We start from the raw sequence: 17,865 nt of genomic DNA on the forward strand, positions 1-17,865 counted from the left end.
CGGATAGCTTTCAATGACATGGCGGCGCCACAATGTTGGCTATCCCTGAACGGCAGGTTTGGCCGGTCGCCGGCCGGGACGGGACGATGAGCGACAAGACGATATCACCGAAAAAGGGCGGCACGGACCGCAAGGACCGGCTCGCCGAGGAGTTGCGCGCCAATCTGCAGAAACGCAAGGCGCAGTCGCGCTCGCGCCGTACGGGAGAAGCAGACCAAAGACCGGATGGGCTCGGTTCGGCTAAGGAAATGCAGAAAGATTAACTCAAATCAGCCACTCTTGGCCCGGATGCTTGGAAATCCTATTTCTTGAACCAAGCCGGCCAATGGTCTAGACGGGCCGATACTCAAACGATTGAACCGGCCTTTTCTGGCCGAGAGGGACGTTCTTCCATGGATCGCATCAGAATTGTCGGGGGCAACAAGCTCTCCGGAAGCATTCCGATCTCGGGCGCGAAAAACGCCGCTTTGCCCTTGATGATCGCCTCGCTTTTGACCGACGATACGCTGACGCTGGAAAACGTGCCGCATCTGGCGGATGTCGAGCAGCTGATCCGCATCCTCGGCAATCACGGCGTCGACTACTCGGTCAATGGCCGCCGCGAGAAGCAGAATGAGGGCTATTCGCGCACCATCAACTTCTCCGCCCGCAACATTGTCGATACGACGGCGCCTTACGAGCTGGTGTCGAAGATGCGGGCCTCGTTCTGGGTGATCGGGCCGCTGCTGGCCCGCATGGGCGAGGCCAAGGTATCGCTGCCCGGCGGCTGCGCCATCGGCACGCGCCCGGTCGACCTGTTCCTCGAAGGCCTGCAGGCGCTGGGCGCCGATCTCGACGTCGACACCGGCTATGTCATTGCCAAGACCAAGAATGGCCGCCTGGTCGGCAACCGCTTTGTGTTCCCCAAGGTCTCGGTCGGCGCCACCCATGTGCTGATGATGGCGGCTTCGCTGGCCAAGGGCGAGACGGTGCTGGAAAACGCCGCCTGCGAGCCCGAAATCGTCAACCTCGCCGAATGCCTCAACGCCATGGGCGCCAGGATTTCCGGCGCCGGCACGCCGACCATCACCATCGACGGCGTCGAATCGCTGTCGGGTGCGCGCGTTCGCGTCATCCCCGACCGCATCGAGACCGGCACCTATGCCATGGCTGTCGCCATGACCGGCGGCGACGTCGTGCTCGAAGGCGCGCGGCCAGAGCTGTTGCAGACCGCACTCGACGTGATTTCGCAGACAGGTGCCGAGATCACCCAGACCAATTCCGGCATCCGCGTGAAGCGCAACGGCGCCGGCATTTCGCCGGTCGACGTGACGACCGCGCCCTTCCCGGCCTTCCCGACCGATCTGCAGGCGCAGTTCATGGGCCTGATGACCATGGCCAAGGGCAAGTCGCGCATCACCGAGACGATCTTCGAAAACCGCTTCATGCATGTGCAGGAACTCGCCCGGCTCGGCGCCCACATCACGCTTTCAGGCCAGACGGCGATCGTCGACGGCGTGGCGAAGCTGAAAGGCGCGCCGGTCATGGCCACCGATCTGCGCGCTTCCGTCTCGCTGGTCATCGCCGGCCTCGCGGCCGAAGGCGAGACCACGGTCAACCGCGTCTACCATCTCGACCGCGGCTTCGAGCGGCTGGAAGAAAAGCTCTCCAATTGCGGCGCGGTGATCGAGCGGATTTCCGCCTGACGATCGAACGGCGGCAGCCTCGGACGGAGACTGCCCCGTAGGGCCTTTATCCCCCTGCCAATACCGCAAACCCGAGGCGATTGCCTCGGGCGGCGGTCGTGTCGCGGTTGCGCCGGCCGGAAAGACCGCCTAACAGAAGGCTGAACCAACCTTAGGTGCAAATTCCGCATGGCCCTCAAGCTTATCGCGCTCGACGACCAGGACCTGAGCATCGTTTCGGCTCATGTGCAGGACGCCGTCTTGAAAGTCAGCGACCTCGAATACCTGCCTGCGGCCAAGCGTTTCGTGCTGACCATGAACCGTTTCGTCTGGGAGGCAAAGTCGGGCCTGTTTCGCCAGCACAATGAGCGGCGGCAGGCCGTGCTGCATTTCGACCGGGTGCTGGGCGCCAAGACCAATGGCATCGCCCGTAACAAGCCGGCCGAGGTGCTGTCCCTGCTGGCGATCAGCTTCATCGAGATCAGCAAGCCGGCCGGCATCGTCGAGCTGATCTTTTCGGGCGGCGGCACCATCATGCTCGATGTCGAGTGCATCGAGGCCCGCCTTGCCGACATAGGCGGCGCGTGGGAAGCCACTTCACGTCCTGTCCACAAGGCTTGACCGTCGATGGCCATCACGCTTCGCCAGTCTGACGCCGATTTCGAGCAACGTTTTGCCGCCTTCCTCACGACCAAGCGGGAAGTGTCCGCCGATGTCGACGCCGTGGTGCGCGACATTATCGCGCGCGTCCGCGCCGAAGGCGACAAGGCATTGATCGACTACACGCAGAAATTTGGCGGCGGCGACCTCAGCACGCTGGGCATCGCCGTCTCCAGGGACGACATTGCCAGAGCCTATACCGAGGCCGATCCGCGGACAGTCGAAGCGTTGCATTTCGCGCGCGACCGTATTCGCTCGCATCACGAGCGGCAGAAGCCCAGGGATGATCGTTACACGGATGCCGCCGGCGTCGAACTCGGCTGGCGCTGGACGGCGATCGAGGCGGTCGGGCTCTACGTGCCGGGCGGCACGGCGAGCTACCCGAGCTCGGTGTTGATGAACGCCGTGCCGGCCAAGGTCGCCGGCGTCGAGCGCATCGTCATCGTGGTGCCAGCGCCGCAAGGCATTATCAATCCGCTGGTGCTGGTGGCAGCCGATATCGCCGGCGTCTCGGAAATCTACCGCGTCGGCGGCGCGCAGGCGATCGCAGCACTTGCTTACGGCACGGAGACAATAAAGCCGGTCGCCAAGATCGTCGGCCCTGGCAATGCCTATGTCGCGGCGGCCAAGCGGCAGGTGTTCGGCACGGTCGGCATCGACATGATCGCCGGTCCTTCGGAAGTGCTTGTCGTGGCCGACGGCAGCAATGATCCGGACTGGATCGCCGCCGATCTTTTGGCGCAGGCCGAGCATGACGTCTCGTCACAGTCGATCCTGATCACCGACGATCAGGCCTTCGGCAAAGCAGTCGAAGCCGCCGTCGAGCGCCAGTTGCAGAGCCTGCCGCGCGCCGAGACGGCTGCCGCAAGCTGGCGCGATTTCGGCGCGGTGATCCTGGTGCCGGCAATCGAAAAGTCGCTGCCGCTGGTCGACCGCATCGCGGCCGAACATGTCGAGCTGGCCATCGACGATGCCGAGGGCTTCCTGGCGAAAATGCGCAATGCCGGCGCCGTCTTTCTCGGCCGCCATACGCCGGAAGTCATCGGCGACTATGTCGGCGGCTCCAACCATGTGCTGCCGACCGCGCGCTCGGCGCGCTTCTCGTCGGGCCTGTCGGTGCTCGACTTCGTCAAGCGCACCTCGATCCTCAAGCTCGGGCCGGAGCAGCTGCGCGCGCTGGCGCCGGCGGCGATCGCGCTTGCCAAGGCGGAAGGGCTCGACGCGCATGGCCGCTCCGTCGCCATACGGCTGAACATGTAGGCCACTATGTCGGACTACGATCGAACCCGCGCAAGGCTGATCGATGTCGAACTCGACGAATCGATCGGCCGTTCGACGCCAGATGTCGAGCACGAACGCGCGGTGGCGATCTTCGACCTGATCGAGGAGAACAGTTTTCAACCCGTCAATGATGGTGGCGCTGGCCCCTACCGGTTGAAACTGTCACTGGCCGAGCAGCGCCTGGTCTTCGCCGTGGCGCGCGAGGACGGCGCCGCGGTCGTCACCCACATCCTGTCGCTGACGCCGCTCAGGCGCATCGTCAAGGATTACTATATGATCTGCGAAAGCTACTACGACGCCATCCGCTCCTCGACACCGAGCCATATCGAGGCGATCGACATGGGTCGGCGCGGTTTGCACAATGAAGGTTCGCAGACGCTGATGGACCGGCTCTCCGGCAAGATCGACATCGACTTCGACACGGCGCGCCGGCTGTTCACGCTGGTCTGCGTGCTGCACTGGCGGGGCTAGCCCTGGTACCCGGCGCCCTGCCCCGCTCGATCCTGTTCCTGTGCGGCATGAACGCCGTGCGCTCGCCGATGGCCGAGCAACTGGCGCGCCGGATGCTGCCCGCCACCATCTTCGTCGCCTCGGCCGGTGTGCGCGCCGGTGAACGCGACCCGTTCGTCGATGCGGTGCTGGCCGAAGACGGACTCACGCTGGGCGAACGTCATCCCAGGACGCTGGACGACCTCGAGGACGACTATTTCGACCTGATCGTCACGCTGGCGCCGGAGGCGCACCATGCCGCGCTGGAACTCACCCGCTCGCTCGCCGTCGAGGTCGAATACTGGCCGACACAGGACCCGACCAATGCTGGCGGCACGCGCGAGCAGATCATGGCGGCCTACCGCGACGTGCGCGAGCGGCTGAAGTTGCGCATAAGCCGACGTTTTTTGCCTCCGGAAGCAAAAAACGCGACGGATTAAGCGTGTTCACAAGCGGACGATTATCATATAGGTTCCGCCGAAATTCCAGCCGGGGCGCTGGAACTGCCATCCAAGCAAAGGTATCGAATGCCGAAGGAAGAAGTCCTCGAGTTTCCGGGTGTCGTGACGGAATTGTTGCCCAACGCGATGTTCCGGGTGAAGCTCGAAAACGAACACGAGATCATCGCCCATACGGCCGGCCGCATGCGCAAGAACCGCATCCGCGTGCTGACCGGCGACAAGGTTCTGGTCGAGATGACGCCATACGACCTGACCAAGGGCCGCATCACCTACCGCTTCAAGTAAGATCAAGGCTCGACTGGTCCGCGATGAGCATTTTGCAGAAGCTGGTGCTTGCCTCGGGTTCGCCGCGCCGCATCGAACTGTTGCAGCAGGCCGGCATCGAGCCGGACCGTATCTTGCCAGCCGATGTCGACGAAACGCCGCAGCGTGCCGAGCATCCGCGCTCGCTGGCCAAACGGCTGTCGAAGGAAAAGGCCGAGAAGGCGTTCGCGTCGCTGAAGACCGAGACGGACTATGCACCGAGCTTCGTGCTGGCCGCCGACACGGTGGTCGCGGTCGGCCGACGCATCCTGCCCAAGGCCGAGACGCTGGACGATGCCGCCAACTGCCTCGGGCTGTTGTCGGGCCGTTCGCATCGGGTCTATTCCGGCATCTGCCTGATCACGCCGGGCGGCAAGCTGCGCCAGCGGCTGGTCGAGACGCGGGTGCGTTTCAAGCGGCTGCCGCGCGAGGAGATCGACGCCTATGTCGCCTCGGGCGAATGGCGCGGCAAGGCCGGCGGCTATGCCGTCCAGGGCCTAGCCGGCGCCTTTGTCGTCAAGCTCGTCGGCTCCTACACCAACATCGTCGGCTTGCCGCTCTATGAGACGGTGGCGCTGCTGTCGGGCGAAGGCTTCAAGACCCATCAGAGTTGGCTGTCCGCACGGCCATGAATTCCGACTCCAAAGTCACGCCGCTGCGCCCAAAGCGGCCCTGCCCCGAATGCGGAAAGCCGTCGGCGCGCGACAGCTTTCCGTTCTGCTCGACGCGCTGCAAGGACATCGACCTCAACCGCTGGCTGAAGGGCGCCTATGTCATCAAGGCCCGCGACGACGAGGAAGAGCCGGACGCCGACGAGCCGAAATAGGGGCGACGCCGCCGGTCAGGCCGCCTCGGTCTTGCGGCTCGTGCGCGCCCAGGCCGGTAGCCAGTCGCTGTGAGCAGCTAGGAGATCGTCGACCAGTGACCAGATCTGGTCGAGATCGAGTTCGGCCGCCGTGTGCGGGTCCATCATCGCGGCATGATAGATATGCTCTCGGTTCTCGCTCATCAGCGCCCGCACCGTCAGTTCCTGGACATTGATGTTGGTGCGGATCAGCGCCGTCAATTGCGGCGGCAGGTCGCCTATATAGGTCGGCTGGATGCCGGAGGCGTCGACCAGGCAGGGAACCTCGGCGGCGCAATCGCGGGGCAGCGAGGTGATGCAGCCATTGTTGCGGACATTGCCATAGATCACCGACGGCTCGCCGGTCCAAACCGAGTTCATGATCGAGGAGGCATACTCCCTGGACTCCTCAACCTCGATGCGCTGGGCCGAGCGATAGGCCTGCGCCTGATCTTTCCAACGCTCGATCTGCTCGATGCAGCGCTTGGGGTATTCGTCGAGCGGAATGCCATATTTCTCGATCAGATCGGGGCGGCCCTCCTTGATGAAATAGGGCGTGTATTCGGCGAAATGCTCCGAGCTCTCGGTGACGAAATAGCCGAGTCTGGTCAGCATCTCGTAGCGCACCTTGTTGGGGCAGCGCGGATTCCAGCCCGGCTTGGGCGCGCGGCCTTCGCGATAGGCGCGCACGAGATCCGGATAGAGGTCGCGGTAGGAGCCGTCAGGCTGGCGGTGCTCGAATTTCAGGTAGAAGGCCATGTGGTTGATGCCGGCCGACCGGTAGCGGATCTCGTCATAAGGCAGGGAGAGGTCGTGAGCGAGTTCCATCGCCGTGCCCTGCACCGAGTGACAGAGCCCGACCTGCTTGATTTCGGGGTATTTCTCCGAAATCGCCCAGGTGTTGATCGCCATCGGATTGACGTATTGCAGCATGATCGCTTCGGGGCAGACGGCGAGCATGTCCTCGCAGATCTTCCACAGATGCGGCACGGTTCTGAGGCCGCGCATGATGCCGCCGACGCCGAGCGTGTCGGCGATTGTCTGGCGCAGTCCGTATTTCTTCGGCACTTCGAAATCGGTGACGGTGCAGGGCTCATAGCCGCCGATCTGGAAGGCGACGACGACGAAATCGGCCCCGGCAAGTGCCTTGCGCTGGTCGGAATAGGTCTCGGCCTTTGCCTTCACGCCGAGCGTCGCGATCAGCTTGTTGACGACGATGGCGCTCTCTTCCAGCCGCTGCGGATTGATGTCCATGAGCGCGATCGTCGCGCCCGAGAGTGCTGGCCGCTGCAGCACGTCGCCGACGATGTTCTTCATGAACACCGTCGAGCCGGCGCCGATGAACGTGATCCTGGGATTTCTTGCCACTTTAAACCTCCGGCACTTTGCTACGCCACGTCGAATGCGGCCCTGACGAGCCGTTCAGTGTAGGCGGTCTTGGGATTATTGAGGACTTCGTCGACAGGGCCCTGCTCGACGATCTTGCCATTCTGCATGACGATGACGCGGTGGCACAGCGCGCGCACCACTTTGAGGTCATGCGAGATGAAAAGGTAGCTCAGACCGCGCTCATCCTGCAGCTTGCGCAGCAGATCGATGATCTGCGCTTGCACGGAGAGATCCAGCGCCGATGTCGGCTCGTCGAGCAGGATGAATTCGGGTTCCAGCGCGATGGCGCGGGCGATCGCGACGCGCTGCCGCTGGCCACCGGAGAATTCGTGGGGAAAGCGCGACAGTATATCGCCGGGCATGCCGGCGCTGACCAGCGCCTCACGCACCCGGTCGACCCGCTCGGCCCGCGTCGCCCCGATGCTGTTGACGATCAGCCCTTCCTCGATGATCTGGCCGATCGTCATGCGCGGATTGAGCGAGGAGAACGGATCCTGGAAGACGATCTGCATACGCGAGCGAAACGGCCGCATCTCGTTGCGTGAGAGGCCGTGGATCGGCTGGCCGTCGAAGCGGATTTCGCCGCGCTTGGCGTCGGTCAATCTCAGCAGCGCCTGGCCGAAGGTGGTCTTGCCGGAACCGGATTCGCCGACCAGCCCCAGCGTCTCGTGGCGGCAAAGTTTAAGGCCGAGATCGTCGACGGCGACCAGCTCGCGCCAGTCCGGCTTCAGGAAACTGCCGTGGCGCAGCATGAAGCAGACGCGCACATCATTCGCCTCGAGGATGGCGCCGCTGCCCTCAGGAAGCGGTTGCGGACGCCCGCGCGGCTCCGAGGCGAGCAGCCGCTGCGTGTAGGGGTGCTGTGGGTCCGCGAATAGCCGCTCGGTGACGTTGTGCTCGCACATCGCGCCATGCTGCATGACATAGACGTAGTCGGAGAATTTGCGCACCACGGTGAGATCGTGGGTGATGAGAATCACCGCCATCCGCAGCTCTTTCTGCAGGTTGCGGATCAGGTTGAGGATCTGCGCCTGAACGGTGACGTCGAGCGCGGTTGTCGGCTCGTCGGCGATCAAAACGTCGGGATTGTTGGCCAGCGCCATGGCGATCATCACGCGCTGGCGCTGACCGCCCGAGAGCTGGTGCGGGTACTGCTTGAGCCGCGCCTCCGGCTCGGGGATCTGCACATGCCGCAGCAGTTCAAGCGCCCGTGCCCAGGCTTGCCTGCGGCCCACCTTGCGATGCACCCGGATCGCCTCGACGATCTGGCTGCCGACCGTATAGATCGGGTTGAGCGAGCTCATCGGCTCCTGGAAGATCATCGAGATGCGGTTGCCACGCAATTTGCGCCGCTCGCTCTCCGGGAATTTCAGGATGTTCTGGCCGTCGTAACAGATGCTCGATTTCGGCGACACGGTGGCCCGTCTGGACAGCAGCCCCATGACGGCGCGCGCCGTCACCGACTTGCCGGAGCCGGATTCGCCGACGATGGCGATCGTTTCGCCGCGATAGAGCTGGAACGAAATGTCCTTGACCGCTTCGACAACGCCGTGCTCGACCTTGAAAGCGACCTCGATGTTGCGGGCGTCGATGATGGGCTGGTCCTGGCGCCCGTCATGGTCGAGGCGGAAGGCTGGTGCGAAAGGCTCGGCGAGTACGACGGTCATCCCGGCCACCTCAATACGGATCGACGGCGTCGCGCAGGCCATCGCCCAGCGCGTTGAAGGCAAAGACTGTAGCGAGCACGAAACCGACCGGCGACAGGATCCAGGGATAGGTGCCGATGACGGAATAGGTTGCGGTGTCCTGCAGCATCAGGCCCCAGGAGATCAGCGGCGGCTTGACCGCAAAGCCGAGGAACCCGAGGAAGCATTCGAGCAGCACCACGGTCGGGATCGCCAAGGTGACCGCGACGATCACGTGGCTCATCACATTGGGCAAGATGTGCTGCAGGATGATGCGCCGGTCGGTGGCGCCGACCGCCATGGCGGCGCGCACATATTCGATGCGCGCCAGCGCCAACGTCTTGCCGCGCACCTCGCGCGACATCTGCGCCCAGCCCAGCGCCGACATGACGATGATGACGAAGGCGAGGAAGACATTGGTCGGCGCGGTGACGGGGATCAGCGTCGTCAGCGCCAGATAGAGCGGCAGCTGTGGGAAGGCGAGCACCAGTTCGACGAAGCGCTGCGTCCAGATATCGAACCGGCCGCCGAAATAGCCCGAAACCATGCCGACGGTGGTGCCGATGACGGTGATGATGAAGACGACCGTCAGCGCGATCATCAGCGAGACCCGTGAGCCATGTATGGCGCGCGACAGCACATCGCGGCCGAACTTGTCGGTGCCGAGGAAATGCACAGGCTGGCCGTCCATCGAGGCGAAGAAATGCCGGTCCGCCGGGATCAGCCCGAAGAGCTTGTAGGGCGCGCCCTCGACGAAGAAGCCGAGCAGCCTTGGATGGTCATAGTCGGGGCCGACGATGGGCTGGAACGTGACCGGATCGAGGTCGGCCGAATCGGCCAGCGCATAGACCCGCGGCCGCGCGACGAAATTGCCGTCCTTGTCGTGGAAGGAAGGCAGTTGCGGCGGCGCGAAGCCGACATCGGTCGCCTTTGGATCCATCGGCGCCAGGAACTCGGCGAAGACGGCCATCACCAGCAGCAGCACAACGAGCCAAAGCCCGGCCATGCCGGTCCAGGAGCGCTTCAACCGGCGCCAGACGAGCGCGATATAGCTCTCATTGCCGCGCGCCGGTCTGGCGACGATGGGTACTTCGGCCGGCAGCGGCGGGGGCGATGGATCGCGGGCCAGCATCTAGCTCTCTCCGTATTGGCGGATGCGCGGGTCAAGCAGGACGAGCAGCATGTCGGCGATGATGTTGCCGACGATCAGCGTCGCCGCCAGCACCATCATGAAGGTGGCGGTGACATAGACATCGCCGACCGCCATCGAGCCGACAACCGCCGGGCCGACGGTCGGCAGTGCGAAGATGATTGCCGTCTCGATCTCGCCGGTGAGCATGTAGGGCAGCACCACGCCCTGATACATGACGAGGGGATGCAGCGCATTGGGCACGGCATGGCGCATGACGACGGCGCTGCCGGTCAGGCCCTTGGCTCTCGCCGTCTCGACATATTGCGCGTTGAGCGTATCCAGCAAATTGCCGCGCATGACGCGCATATTGTAGGCGAGGCCGCCGAAAGTGGCGATCGCCACCACCGGCCAGACATGCTTGACGAGGTCGACGAACTTGGCCCACGACCACGGCGCGCCGCCATATTGCGGCGAGAAGAAAGAGCCGATCTCCGACACGTTGAACTGGAAGACCAGGAGATAGACAATGATCAGCGCCATCAGGAAGCGCGGCACCGTCATGCCGAGGAAGGAGATGGCCGACAGTGTCGAGTCGATCCAGGTGTATTGCCTTGTCGCCGCCCATATGCCGAAGGTGATGCCCAGCACCGAGGCGAGCAGATGGCAGACCAGCGCCAGGAGCAGCGTGCGCGGCAGCCGCTCGCCGACGACATCGGCCACCGGCTTGTTGTAGTAGAGGCTGTAGCCGAAATCGCCGCGGGTGATGATGCCACCGATCCAGTTGAGATACTGGACGGGCAGCGGCTTATCGAGGCCATGTTCGACACGGTAGGCCTGGGCCTGCGCATCGGCCTCGGCGAAGGAAGCGCCGCCCTGGTTGATCAGCTGCGAGCGGATGTAGTCGGCATAATCGCCAGGCGGCGCCTGGATGATGGCGAAGGTGACGAGGCTCAGGATGGCGAGGACCGGTATTGCCGATGCTATGCGCATAGCCAAGAATCGCAACATGGACGGTCCGCTTCCTCATTTTGCCGCACGATCCCATTGAGGGCCGTTCGGAGGGTTGGTTTCGCCCGGCCGCGCCAGCAGCGCGGCCGGGTCTCTCTTGGTCAGGGAGGTAAACTTACATCGGACCCTTGTCTCCAGGCTTGCCGGGAAGCTCCTGCGGGAACAGTTCGTATTTCGCCTGCTTGTCGGCCTTGACGAAGACGCGTTCGCGGACGATCGAATCCTCGGCCCAGTTGAACATGAAGATCGGCGTGCCCTGCGGAATGTTCGAGAAGCGCTTGTTGACGATCAGCGCGCCGGGATATTCCGTCAGGCCGACATTGTAGACATGTTCGGTCGAGATCTTCTGGAACTCCCTCATCAGACTGGCGCGTTTGTCATTGTCCTCTGACGCGACAAACTTGTTGACGATGTCGACAAGGTCTTTTTCGAAAGGCATCAGGTCGACTTCGCCGCTTTCCGGCGCGCGGTGGTTCCAGCTGGTCTTCGGACCGACGGGTGCGAGCTGCTCGGTGTTCTGCACGACTGAGGTCAGTTCCTGGTCGTTGCGCCGGATCAGCCAGTCGAAACGCCCGGAATATTGCGAGGCATCGCGCTGGGTGCCGTTGAGGCCGTTGAGCACGACTCTAAGGCCAAGCTTTTCCATCTGGGCCACGACGCCTTCTGCGAGGCTCTTGTCCGTGCCGTAGTCGTTGTTGACCAGCATCACGATCTCGACGTTCTTGCCGCCGGCGGTGCCGGCCGGGAAGTTCACGAAGCCGTCGCCGTCGGTATCCTTCAGGCCGGCCTTGGCGAGTTCGGCCTTGGCACCGGCGAGGTCGAACGGATAGTAGACGGTCGATTTGCGGTCATAGAAGCTGGTGCCCGAGGAGAAGCCGCCGGGATAGATGGCGGTGAACGGCCCCTTGACCAGGGAGTCGCCCAGCGCCTTGCGGTCGAGCGCCATGGTGACGGCCTTGCGGAAGTCCTCATTGCGGTTCAGCTCGCGGACGGCCTGGCTGCGCTCGTCCGGATTGCCCCAGCCATTGGCGGAATAGTTCAAGCGCAGATTGTAGCCGATGAGCCGGGGACCGAAGGCGAGCCGCGCCGGTGCGTTCGCTTCAGCGGCGCGCTTCAGCGAGGCGACAAAGTTTTCCGGCTGCTCGAGGTTGGAGAAGTCGCCCGAGCCGGCGACCGCCTGGACGTCGCGGTCAGCCCAGGTCGACAGCTTGTACTGCAGTTCGTTGAGATAGGGCAGCTGGTTGCCCTTTTCGTCGACCTTCCAGTAGTAGGGGTTGCGGCGCATGATGATGATGTCGTCCGGCCGGTATTCGACCGGCACCCAGGCGCCCATCACCGGCATGTTCATATATTCCGGCGGAAAGGCATTCTTGAACTGGTCGTAGGTGTTCTTCGAATATTTCGGATGCTGCGGCTTCAGTATATGCGCGGGGCCGGGGCAGAAGGTGCCGTAGGCCATGGCGTAGAGGTACTGTTTCGGGAAGGTGTCCTTGAAGGTCCACTCGACGGTGTAGTCGTCGATCTTCTTCAGCGTCGTGCCGACGCCGAAGGTTTCCGGCGTCGCGCCATTGAGCGGCGAGACGTTCGGGTCGACCACCTCGTCATCCCAATAGAACATGACATCGTCGGCGTTGAAGGCCACGCCATCGGACCATTTGGCGCCTTCGACAAGATGCATGGTCAGCTTGTGGCCGTCCTTCGACCACTCCCAGCTTTTGGCGAGGTTCGGCAGCGGCTCGGTATCCTTGGCCTCGACCTGGAAAAGCGGCGCGGTGCGCGTCAGGCATTCGGAGAGGCCGATATCGATGCCGCCCCAGCCTTGCGTCTGGCCGGCGCCATAGTTCCAGCCTTCCGGCCGGCCGCCGATGACATGGCGCATCGTATCGCCATAGACACCGATGCCGTCAGGCATGTTGGCTGTCTTGAAGACCAGCGGCTCCTTCGGCAGCCTGTCCTTCACCGGCGGCAGCTTGCCGGTCTTGACGTATTTTTCGGTCACCCAATCAGGCTCGTGATATTCGGGCAGTGCCTTGAACTCCAGAATGGAGTCGCGTGCGACGTATTTGATCTTGCCCTCGGCCGGAAATGTTGCCGGCGTCGGCGGGACCGTCGGCTCGGAAGCGAAGGCGTTGAGTGCCGGAACGGAGACGCTCAGCGCCAGTCCGGCGGCAATGCCAATGCTGCGTAGATTCCTCATTTTCTATCTCCTCCCTCGTGTTCAGACGTTTGCTGCTGCTCGTCTTCTGCCCGGACGGCTCAACGCGGCGGACCTGCCTCCCAAGGTCCGTCGCTGCGCCCGAGATTTCAGCCGGCCTGTTTGAGCGCGGCTTTCTCGGCGCGCAATTCCTCGATCGAGCGCACGTTTCGCCGTGCGGCGCCGGCCCATTCGCGGGTCTTGACCGCGGATTTCGACAGCCGTTCCTTGGCGGCGGGAATCGCATGGGCGTATTGCGGCAGCCAGGCGGCCTGGGCGACGACCATCTCGTCGACCATCTGCCAGACCTCCTCCGGCGTCGACACCGCACCGACCAGCGGGTCATGCAGCACGGCCAGTTTCAAGAGATCGATGTCGCCCGATATCGCGGCATGGACCGACATGCGCTGGACGTTGATCGAGGCCATGCAGGTGGCCGCGCAGGCTTCCGGCAGCGTGATGCCGGCGGCCATGTTGATGCCGAAACGGTCGACGAAACCGGGCGATTCGATGATGGCATCCTGCGGCAAATTGGTGATCACGCCATTGTTCTTGACGTTGAAGTGGCCGCGATAAACGCGGTTGGTCTCCAGCGCTTCGAGGATATGACTGGCGTGTTCGTTGGAGCGTTTTGTGGGATCAATCGGCTTCGATGCTGCTTCGAGGAATTGCGGATATTCCGTCTCGAACCAGTTGCGGGTTTCGGTGGAATAGCGGAGATAGCCGCCGGTCTCGCCATGGATCCAGTCCGACATGTCGATCCAGCGCGTGATCTCGTCCGGCCGCTTGCGGTACCAGGGCAGGTACTCGGAGAGATGTCCGTTGCTTTCGGTCGAATAGACGCCAAAGCGCTTCAACACATCGATGCGCAGCTTCTCCTGCTGCGAATAGACCGGATGCGCCTCGAAGGCGGCGACCAGCTCGTCCTTGCCGATCTTGCGACCGTTCAGCCGCAGATCGATGAACCAGGTCTGGTGATTGATGCCGGAACAGACATAGTCGAGCTCGTTCCTGGACTTCGCGCCGAGCACCTCGGCGATCTGCTCGGCGCCATGCTGGACACCGTGGCAGAGGCCGACCGTGTCGACCTTGCCGTACTCGATCGCCGCCCAGGTGTTCATTGCCATCGGGTTGGCATAGTTGAGGAATTTGGCGCCCGTCGCGGCGACCTCGCGTATGTCCTTGCAGAAGTCGAGGATCACCGGAATGTTGCGCTGGCCATAGAGGATGCCGCCGGCGCAGATCGTGTCGCCGACGCACTGGTCGATGCCATATTTCAGCGGAATCCTGATGTCGTCGGCATAGGCTTCGAGACCGCCGACCCGCACGCAGCTGATGACATAGCGTGCGCCTTCGAGCGCCTTGCGGCGGTCGGTCGTAGCCGTCACCCTGGTGGGCAGTCGGTTCGCCTCGACCACCCTGTCGAGGATCGCCTTGATCATGCCGAGATTGTGTTCGCTGAGGTCGGTCAGCGCGAATTCGACATCCCTAAATTCGGGTACGCACAGTATGTCGGTGAACAGTTTCTTGGTGAATCCGACGCTGCCGGCACCAATGATAGCGATTTTGAAACTCATCAGCCGCACCTCATCTTATTCCAATGACAGGCCGGGAATAACAGGGATGGGTTGCAGCCACATGCAGTGGCATGTGTGCGCGACAAGCCGGATTCCGGCCTGCCAACCTCCCTGTCCGCTCCTCGCCTGCGGATCTCTCTCGCTTTTCGAAGGGGATTATGCCCTTATTCACGGGCGCGACCAGAGAAGGATTATGCTTTCAAGGGTAATTTTGTGCTACGAGATTTGATCACCAACGGACAGTCGATGCGCACGATCTCGCTGCCGCGCGGTCGCCAGCGCCTGCATGCCATGCCGACCAGCACCGGCTACGAGGTGCGCGAGGACGAGACCTACGATTGGGACGGGCGCAAACGCGGCCAGACCCCGTTCACCGTGCTCCAGCACACGATCAGCGGAACCGGCCAGCTACGCTACGAGAACCGCAACTACCGCCTGCAAGAGAACGACACGCTGCTGGTGCTGGTGCCGCACAACCACCGCTACTGGCTGGCCAAGGACGAGCGCTGGGAATATTTCTGGATTTCGATGAACGGCGAGGAGGCGCTACGCATCCACAAGTCGATCCTCAGTGTCTCCGGTCCGGTGTTCCGGCTTAAGCCGGCGACCGTCGACCACCTTGCCGATTGCAGCCTGCGCCTCATCAAGGGGGCGGCCTCACCGGGTGCCGCGTCCGCTATCGCCTACGAGGCGGCGATGGCGCTCTATGACGATGTCTTCGGCTCGCATGCCTTTGCCGAGAAACAGAGCGCCATGCAGCCTGTCATCGACCACATCAACGCCAATCTCGACAAGCCGCTGCCGGTGGCGGAGCTCGTCCAGATCAGCGGCCTCAGCCGCGCCCACTTCTCGCGCTGCTTCGCCGAGAGTGAAGGCCTGCCGCCGGCCGAATTCGTGCTGCAACAGCGCCTGCAGCGGGCGGCGAAGCTGTTGACCAAGGCGGACTTCCTGCCGGTGAAGGAAGTCGCCATCCTGTGCGGCTTCGAGGACGCGAATTATTTTTCGAAGGTCTTCCGCCGCCTCTACGGCACCACGCCCAGCCAGTTCCGCACCACCGGCATGTATGCCAGTCTGCGAACGCCGGCCAGGCGCGGCGTCAAAGTGTCGGACGACGAGAGCTGACGCCGCTTTGAGGCTTGCTCTATCAGGCGGCGTGCAGGCTGCCGCCGTCCAGCCATTCGAGATCGGCCGGCGGCAGCGTGATGTCCAGGGCGCGCAGGCTGTCTTCCAGCTCACCCAGCGTGCGCGGCCCGATCAACGGGACCGATGGGAAGGGCTGGTTGAGCACATAGGCCAGCGCAATGTGGATCGGGCTCTTCCGCAGCCTTTCGGCCAGCTCGATGGCGCGGTCACGACGGCCGAAATTGCGCTCCGAATACCAGACCCGCACCAGTTCCTCGCTGTCGCGCCGGTCGCGCCCGGCGCGCTCGGTGAAGAAGCCGCGCCCCTGGCTCGACCAGGCGAAATTCGGCATCTGCCTGGATGTCAGCCAGGCCTTCCAGTCGTCGGTGGACGAGGTGACGCAACCCGCCCAGATCGGCTCCAGCATTTCGGCCAGCGAAAAATTGTTGGAGAGCGCGCCGGGCTTCTGCTTGCCGGTGCGCTCGGCATAGGCAATCGCCTCGTCCATGCGCTGCATCGTCCAGTTCGAGCCGCCGAACGGGCCACGGATGCGGCCGGCCTTCACCTCACGATCCATGGCATCGACGAACTCGCCGACCGGCACATCGGGATTGTCGCGATGCATGAAATAGATGTCGACATGGTCGGTCTGCAGACGGTCGAGCGACTGGGCAAGCTGCTTGCCGATCACGTCGGGATAGCAGAGCGGCGAATGCGCACCCTTGGCAATGATCACCGACTGCTCGCGCACGCCGCGGTTTTTCAGCCATTCGCCAAGCAGCTTTTCGGTGTAACCGGCGCCATAGACAAAACCGGTGTCGAAGAGATTGCCGCCGGCCTCGAAGAAGGCATCGAGCAGGATCGAACCCGAGGAGAATGTGCGGAAATCCTCGAAGCCGAGCGCCACCACCGATGCCGGTTTCGCCAAGCCCGGAATGGCGCGCTTGCCGATCGCTGTTCCGCCAGAGCGCAGAGGCCGGCCGGAAATGGTGCTGGTGCGCAGCGCGGCCTTTTCGATCCCGTATTCCAGTCCGACCGCAGCGCGCCATCTGTCGAGCACGCGCAAGGTGCCGAGACTGTCGGCCCAATCCATGCCCGGCCAGGCAAATTCCTGCCGCCCAGCAAGGATGGCCGCGCCGGCGCCGTCGACCTCGAAAGAATAGACATGGCGCTTCTCGTCGACGCTGATCGTCTCGCGAGCGCCGTCGGCGCCGATCACGTCGATCCGGCCGAGGCCGACATCGCGATTTCCGCCGGCGAACCAGAAGTCCGGCACTTCGATGCGGCCTTTGGTGCCGAAAATGCGCAGCACATTGTCCTGGTTGAGCGAGATGCTGCAGGAGACCTCGGCGACGATGCCGCCGGGAAAATGCAGCAGTGCCGAGGCCCATTCGTCGACACCGGACTGGCCAAGATGGGCAGTACCCACCACCTTGTCGGGCTCGGCGAAAGGTTGTCCTGCCGCCGCCCCGGCAATCAGCCGCGCCATCGAGACGGTATAGCCGCCGACGTCGAGGATGCCGCCGCCGGCAGACTCGTTGGCATAGAGCCGGTGCTCCGGCATGAAGCGCGGCATGGCGAAGCCGAAGCTCGACTTGATCATCCGGATCTCGCCAATGACGCCCGATTTGATCAAGTCCACCAGCTTCAGTGTCTGCGGGTGCAGCCGGTACATGAAGGCTTCGCCGAGAAAGGTGCCGGCCTTGCGCGCGGCATGCATCATGGCGTCGGCCTCGAAGGCGGTCAGCGCCAGCGGCTTTTCGCACAGCACATGCTTGCCCGCTTCCGCCGCCCGGATCGCCCATTGCGCGTGGCCGGGATGCGGAACCGCGATGTAGATGGCATCGATGTCGGGATCGGCAAGCAGCGCTTCATAACCGTCGACGATGCGGGCGCCGGGGAAGGCCTCGGCGAGGCCCGCCTTGTCGGGATTGCGCGCGCCGATGGCGACCAGTCTTCCGGTGCGCGAAGCGGCCACGCCTCCGGCGAAGGCCTGGGCGATGCTGCCCGGACCGAGAATGCCCCAGCGAATGGGCGTGGTTGCGGTCATTGTCAT

Annotated in this window: 17 protein-coding genes; 10 read left to right on the plus strand and 7 right to left on the minus strand. The window is 63.4% G+C overall.

All coding sequences use genetic code 11. The features are described from left to right. The first annotated feature begins 86 nt into the window (after window positions 1-86). The 9 genes from CKW40_RS01985 (at window position 87) to yacG (ending at window position 5,684) form a co-directional block, all read left to right on the plus strand. The gene (locus CKW40_RS01985; protein ID WP_095198496.1) at window positions 87-263 is read left to right on the plus strand and encodes a hypothetical protein; all 177 of its coding nucleotides are present in this window, start codon (window positions 87-89) and stop codon (window positions 261-263) included. A 129-nt stretch (window positions 264-392) separates the two neighbouring features. Continuing rightward, window positions 393-1,685, plus strand: a complete 1,293-nt coding sequence (gene murA, locus CKW40_RS01990; RefSeq protein ID WP_095198253.1) for a UDP-N-acetylglucosamine 1-carboxyvinyltransferase — start codon at window positions 393-395, stop codon at window positions 1,683-1,685. 168 nt (window positions 1,686-1,853) lie between these two features. Then, window positions 1,854-2,285 (plus strand): DUF2948 family protein, encoded by a 432-nt coding sequence (locus CKW40_RS01995; RefSeq protein WP_095198254.1) that lies wholly within the window; start codon window positions 1,854-1,856, stop codon window positions 2,283-2,285. Between the two features lie 6 nt (window positions 2,286-2,291). Continuing rightward, the gene (gene hisD, locus CKW40_RS02000; RefSeq protein ID WP_095198255.1) at window positions 2,292-3,584 is read left to right on the plus strand and encodes a histidinol dehydrogenase; all 1,293 of its coding nucleotides are present in this window, start codon (window positions 2,292-2,294) and stop codon (window positions 3,582-3,584) included. Between the two features lie 6 nt (window positions 3,585-3,590). Continuing rightward, a complete protein-coding gene (locus CKW40_RS02005) occupies window positions 3,591-4,076 on the plus strand; it encodes a UPF0262 family protein (RefSeq protein WP_095198256.1) in 486 nt (161 codons plus the stop codon). Next, a complete protein-coding gene (locus tag CKW40_RS02010; RefSeq protein WP_095198257.1) occupies window positions 4,064-4,534 on the plus strand; it encodes an arsenate-mycothiol transferase ArsC in 471 nt (156 codons plus the stop codon). The genes CKW40_RS02005 and CKW40_RS02010 overlap by 13 nt, the downstream gene beginning before the upstream one ends. A gap of 87 nt (window positions 4,535-4,621) precedes the next feature. Next, a complete protein-coding gene (gene infA / locus CKW40_RS02015; protein WP_006200926.1) occupies window positions 4,622-4,840 on the plus strand; it encodes a translation initiation factor IF-1 in 219 nt (72 codons plus the stop codon). A 23-nt stretch (window positions 4,841-4,863) separates the two neighbouring features. Next, the gene (locus tag CKW40_RS02020) at window positions 4,864-5,490 is read left to right on the plus strand and encodes a Maf-like protein (protein WP_095198258.1); all 627 of its coding nucleotides are present in this window, start codon (window positions 4,864-4,866) and stop codon (window positions 5,488-5,490) included. Then, window positions 5,487-5,684 (plus strand): DNA gyrase inhibitor YacG, encoded by a 198-nt coding sequence (gene yacG, locus CKW40_RS02025; protein WP_095198259.1) that lies wholly within the window; start codon window positions 5,487-5,489, stop codon window positions 5,682-5,684. Before CKW40_RS02020 ends, yacG begins: the two co-directional genes overlap by 4 nt. A 15-nt stretch (window positions 5,685-5,699) precedes the next feature. Here the strand turns inward: yacG and CKW40_RS02030 are convergent, their stop codons facing one another. From CKW40_RS02030 to CKW40_RS02055, 6 genes are all read right to left on the minus strand, one after another. Then, window positions 5,700-7,070: an alpha-glucosidase/alpha-galactosidase gene (locus tag CKW40_RS02030; protein ID WP_095198260.1), complete on the minus strand. Its 1,371-nt coding sequence runs from the start codon at window positions 7,068-7,070 to the stop codon at window positions 5,700-5,702. A gap of 20 nt (window positions 7,071-7,090) precedes the next feature. After that, the gene (locus CKW40_RS02035; RefSeq protein ID WP_095198497.1) at window positions 7,091-8,758 is read right to left on the minus strand and encodes an ABC transporter ATP-binding protein; all 1,668 of its coding nucleotides are present in this window, start codon (window positions 8,756-8,758) and stop codon (window positions 7,091-7,093) included. A 10-nt stretch (window positions 8,759-8,768) separates the two neighbouring features. Next, window positions 8,769-9,908: an ABC transporter permease gene (locus CKW40_RS02040; RefSeq protein WP_095198261.1), complete on the minus strand. Its 1,140-nt coding sequence runs from the start codon at window positions 9,906-9,908 to the stop codon at window positions 8,769-8,771. Beyond that, window positions 9,909-10,916, minus strand: a complete 1,008-nt coding sequence (locus CKW40_RS02045) for an ABC transporter permease (RefSeq protein ID WP_095198262.1) — start codon at window positions 10,914-10,916, stop codon at window positions 9,909-9,911. 115 nt (window positions 10,917-11,031) lie between these two features. Next, entirely contained in the window at window positions 11,032-13,113 is a 2,082-nt protein-coding gene (locus CKW40_RS02050; protein ID WP_095198263.1) for an ABC transporter substrate-binding protein, read from the minus strand. 107 nt (window positions 13,114-13,220) lie between these two features. After that, window positions 13,221-14,687 (minus strand): alpha-glucosidase/alpha-galactosidase, encoded by a 1,467-nt coding sequence (locus CKW40_RS02055; protein WP_095198264.1) that lies wholly within the window; start codon window positions 14,685-14,687, stop codon window positions 13,221-13,223. Window positions 14,688-14,900: 213 nt separating this feature from the next. On the opposite strand from CKW40_RS02055, the gene CKW40_RS02060 reads away from it, so the two are divergent. Continuing rightward, on the plus strand, window positions 14,901-15,809 hold the full coding sequence (locus CKW40_RS02060; protein ID WP_244571056.1) for an AraC family transcriptional regulator: 909 nt from the start codon (window positions 14,901-14,903) through the stop codon (window positions 15,807-15,809). Between the two features lie 22 nt (window positions 15,810-15,831). On the opposite strand, the gene CKW40_RS02065 is transcribed toward CKW40_RS02060, so the two are convergent. Beyond that, complete coding sequence (locus tag CKW40_RS02065; RefSeq protein ID WP_095198265.1) at window positions 15,832-17,859, minus strand: aldo/keto reductase; 2,028 nt, start codon at window positions 17,857-17,859, stop codon at window positions 15,832-15,834. Between the last annotated feature and the right edge of the window lie 6 nt (window positions 17,860-17,865).

This window comes from Mesorhizobium carmichaelinearum (assembly GCF_900199455.1).
GTDB lineage: Bacteria > Pseudomonadota > Alphaproteobacteria > Rhizobiales > Rhizobiaceae > Mesorhizobium > Mesorhizobium carmichaelinearum.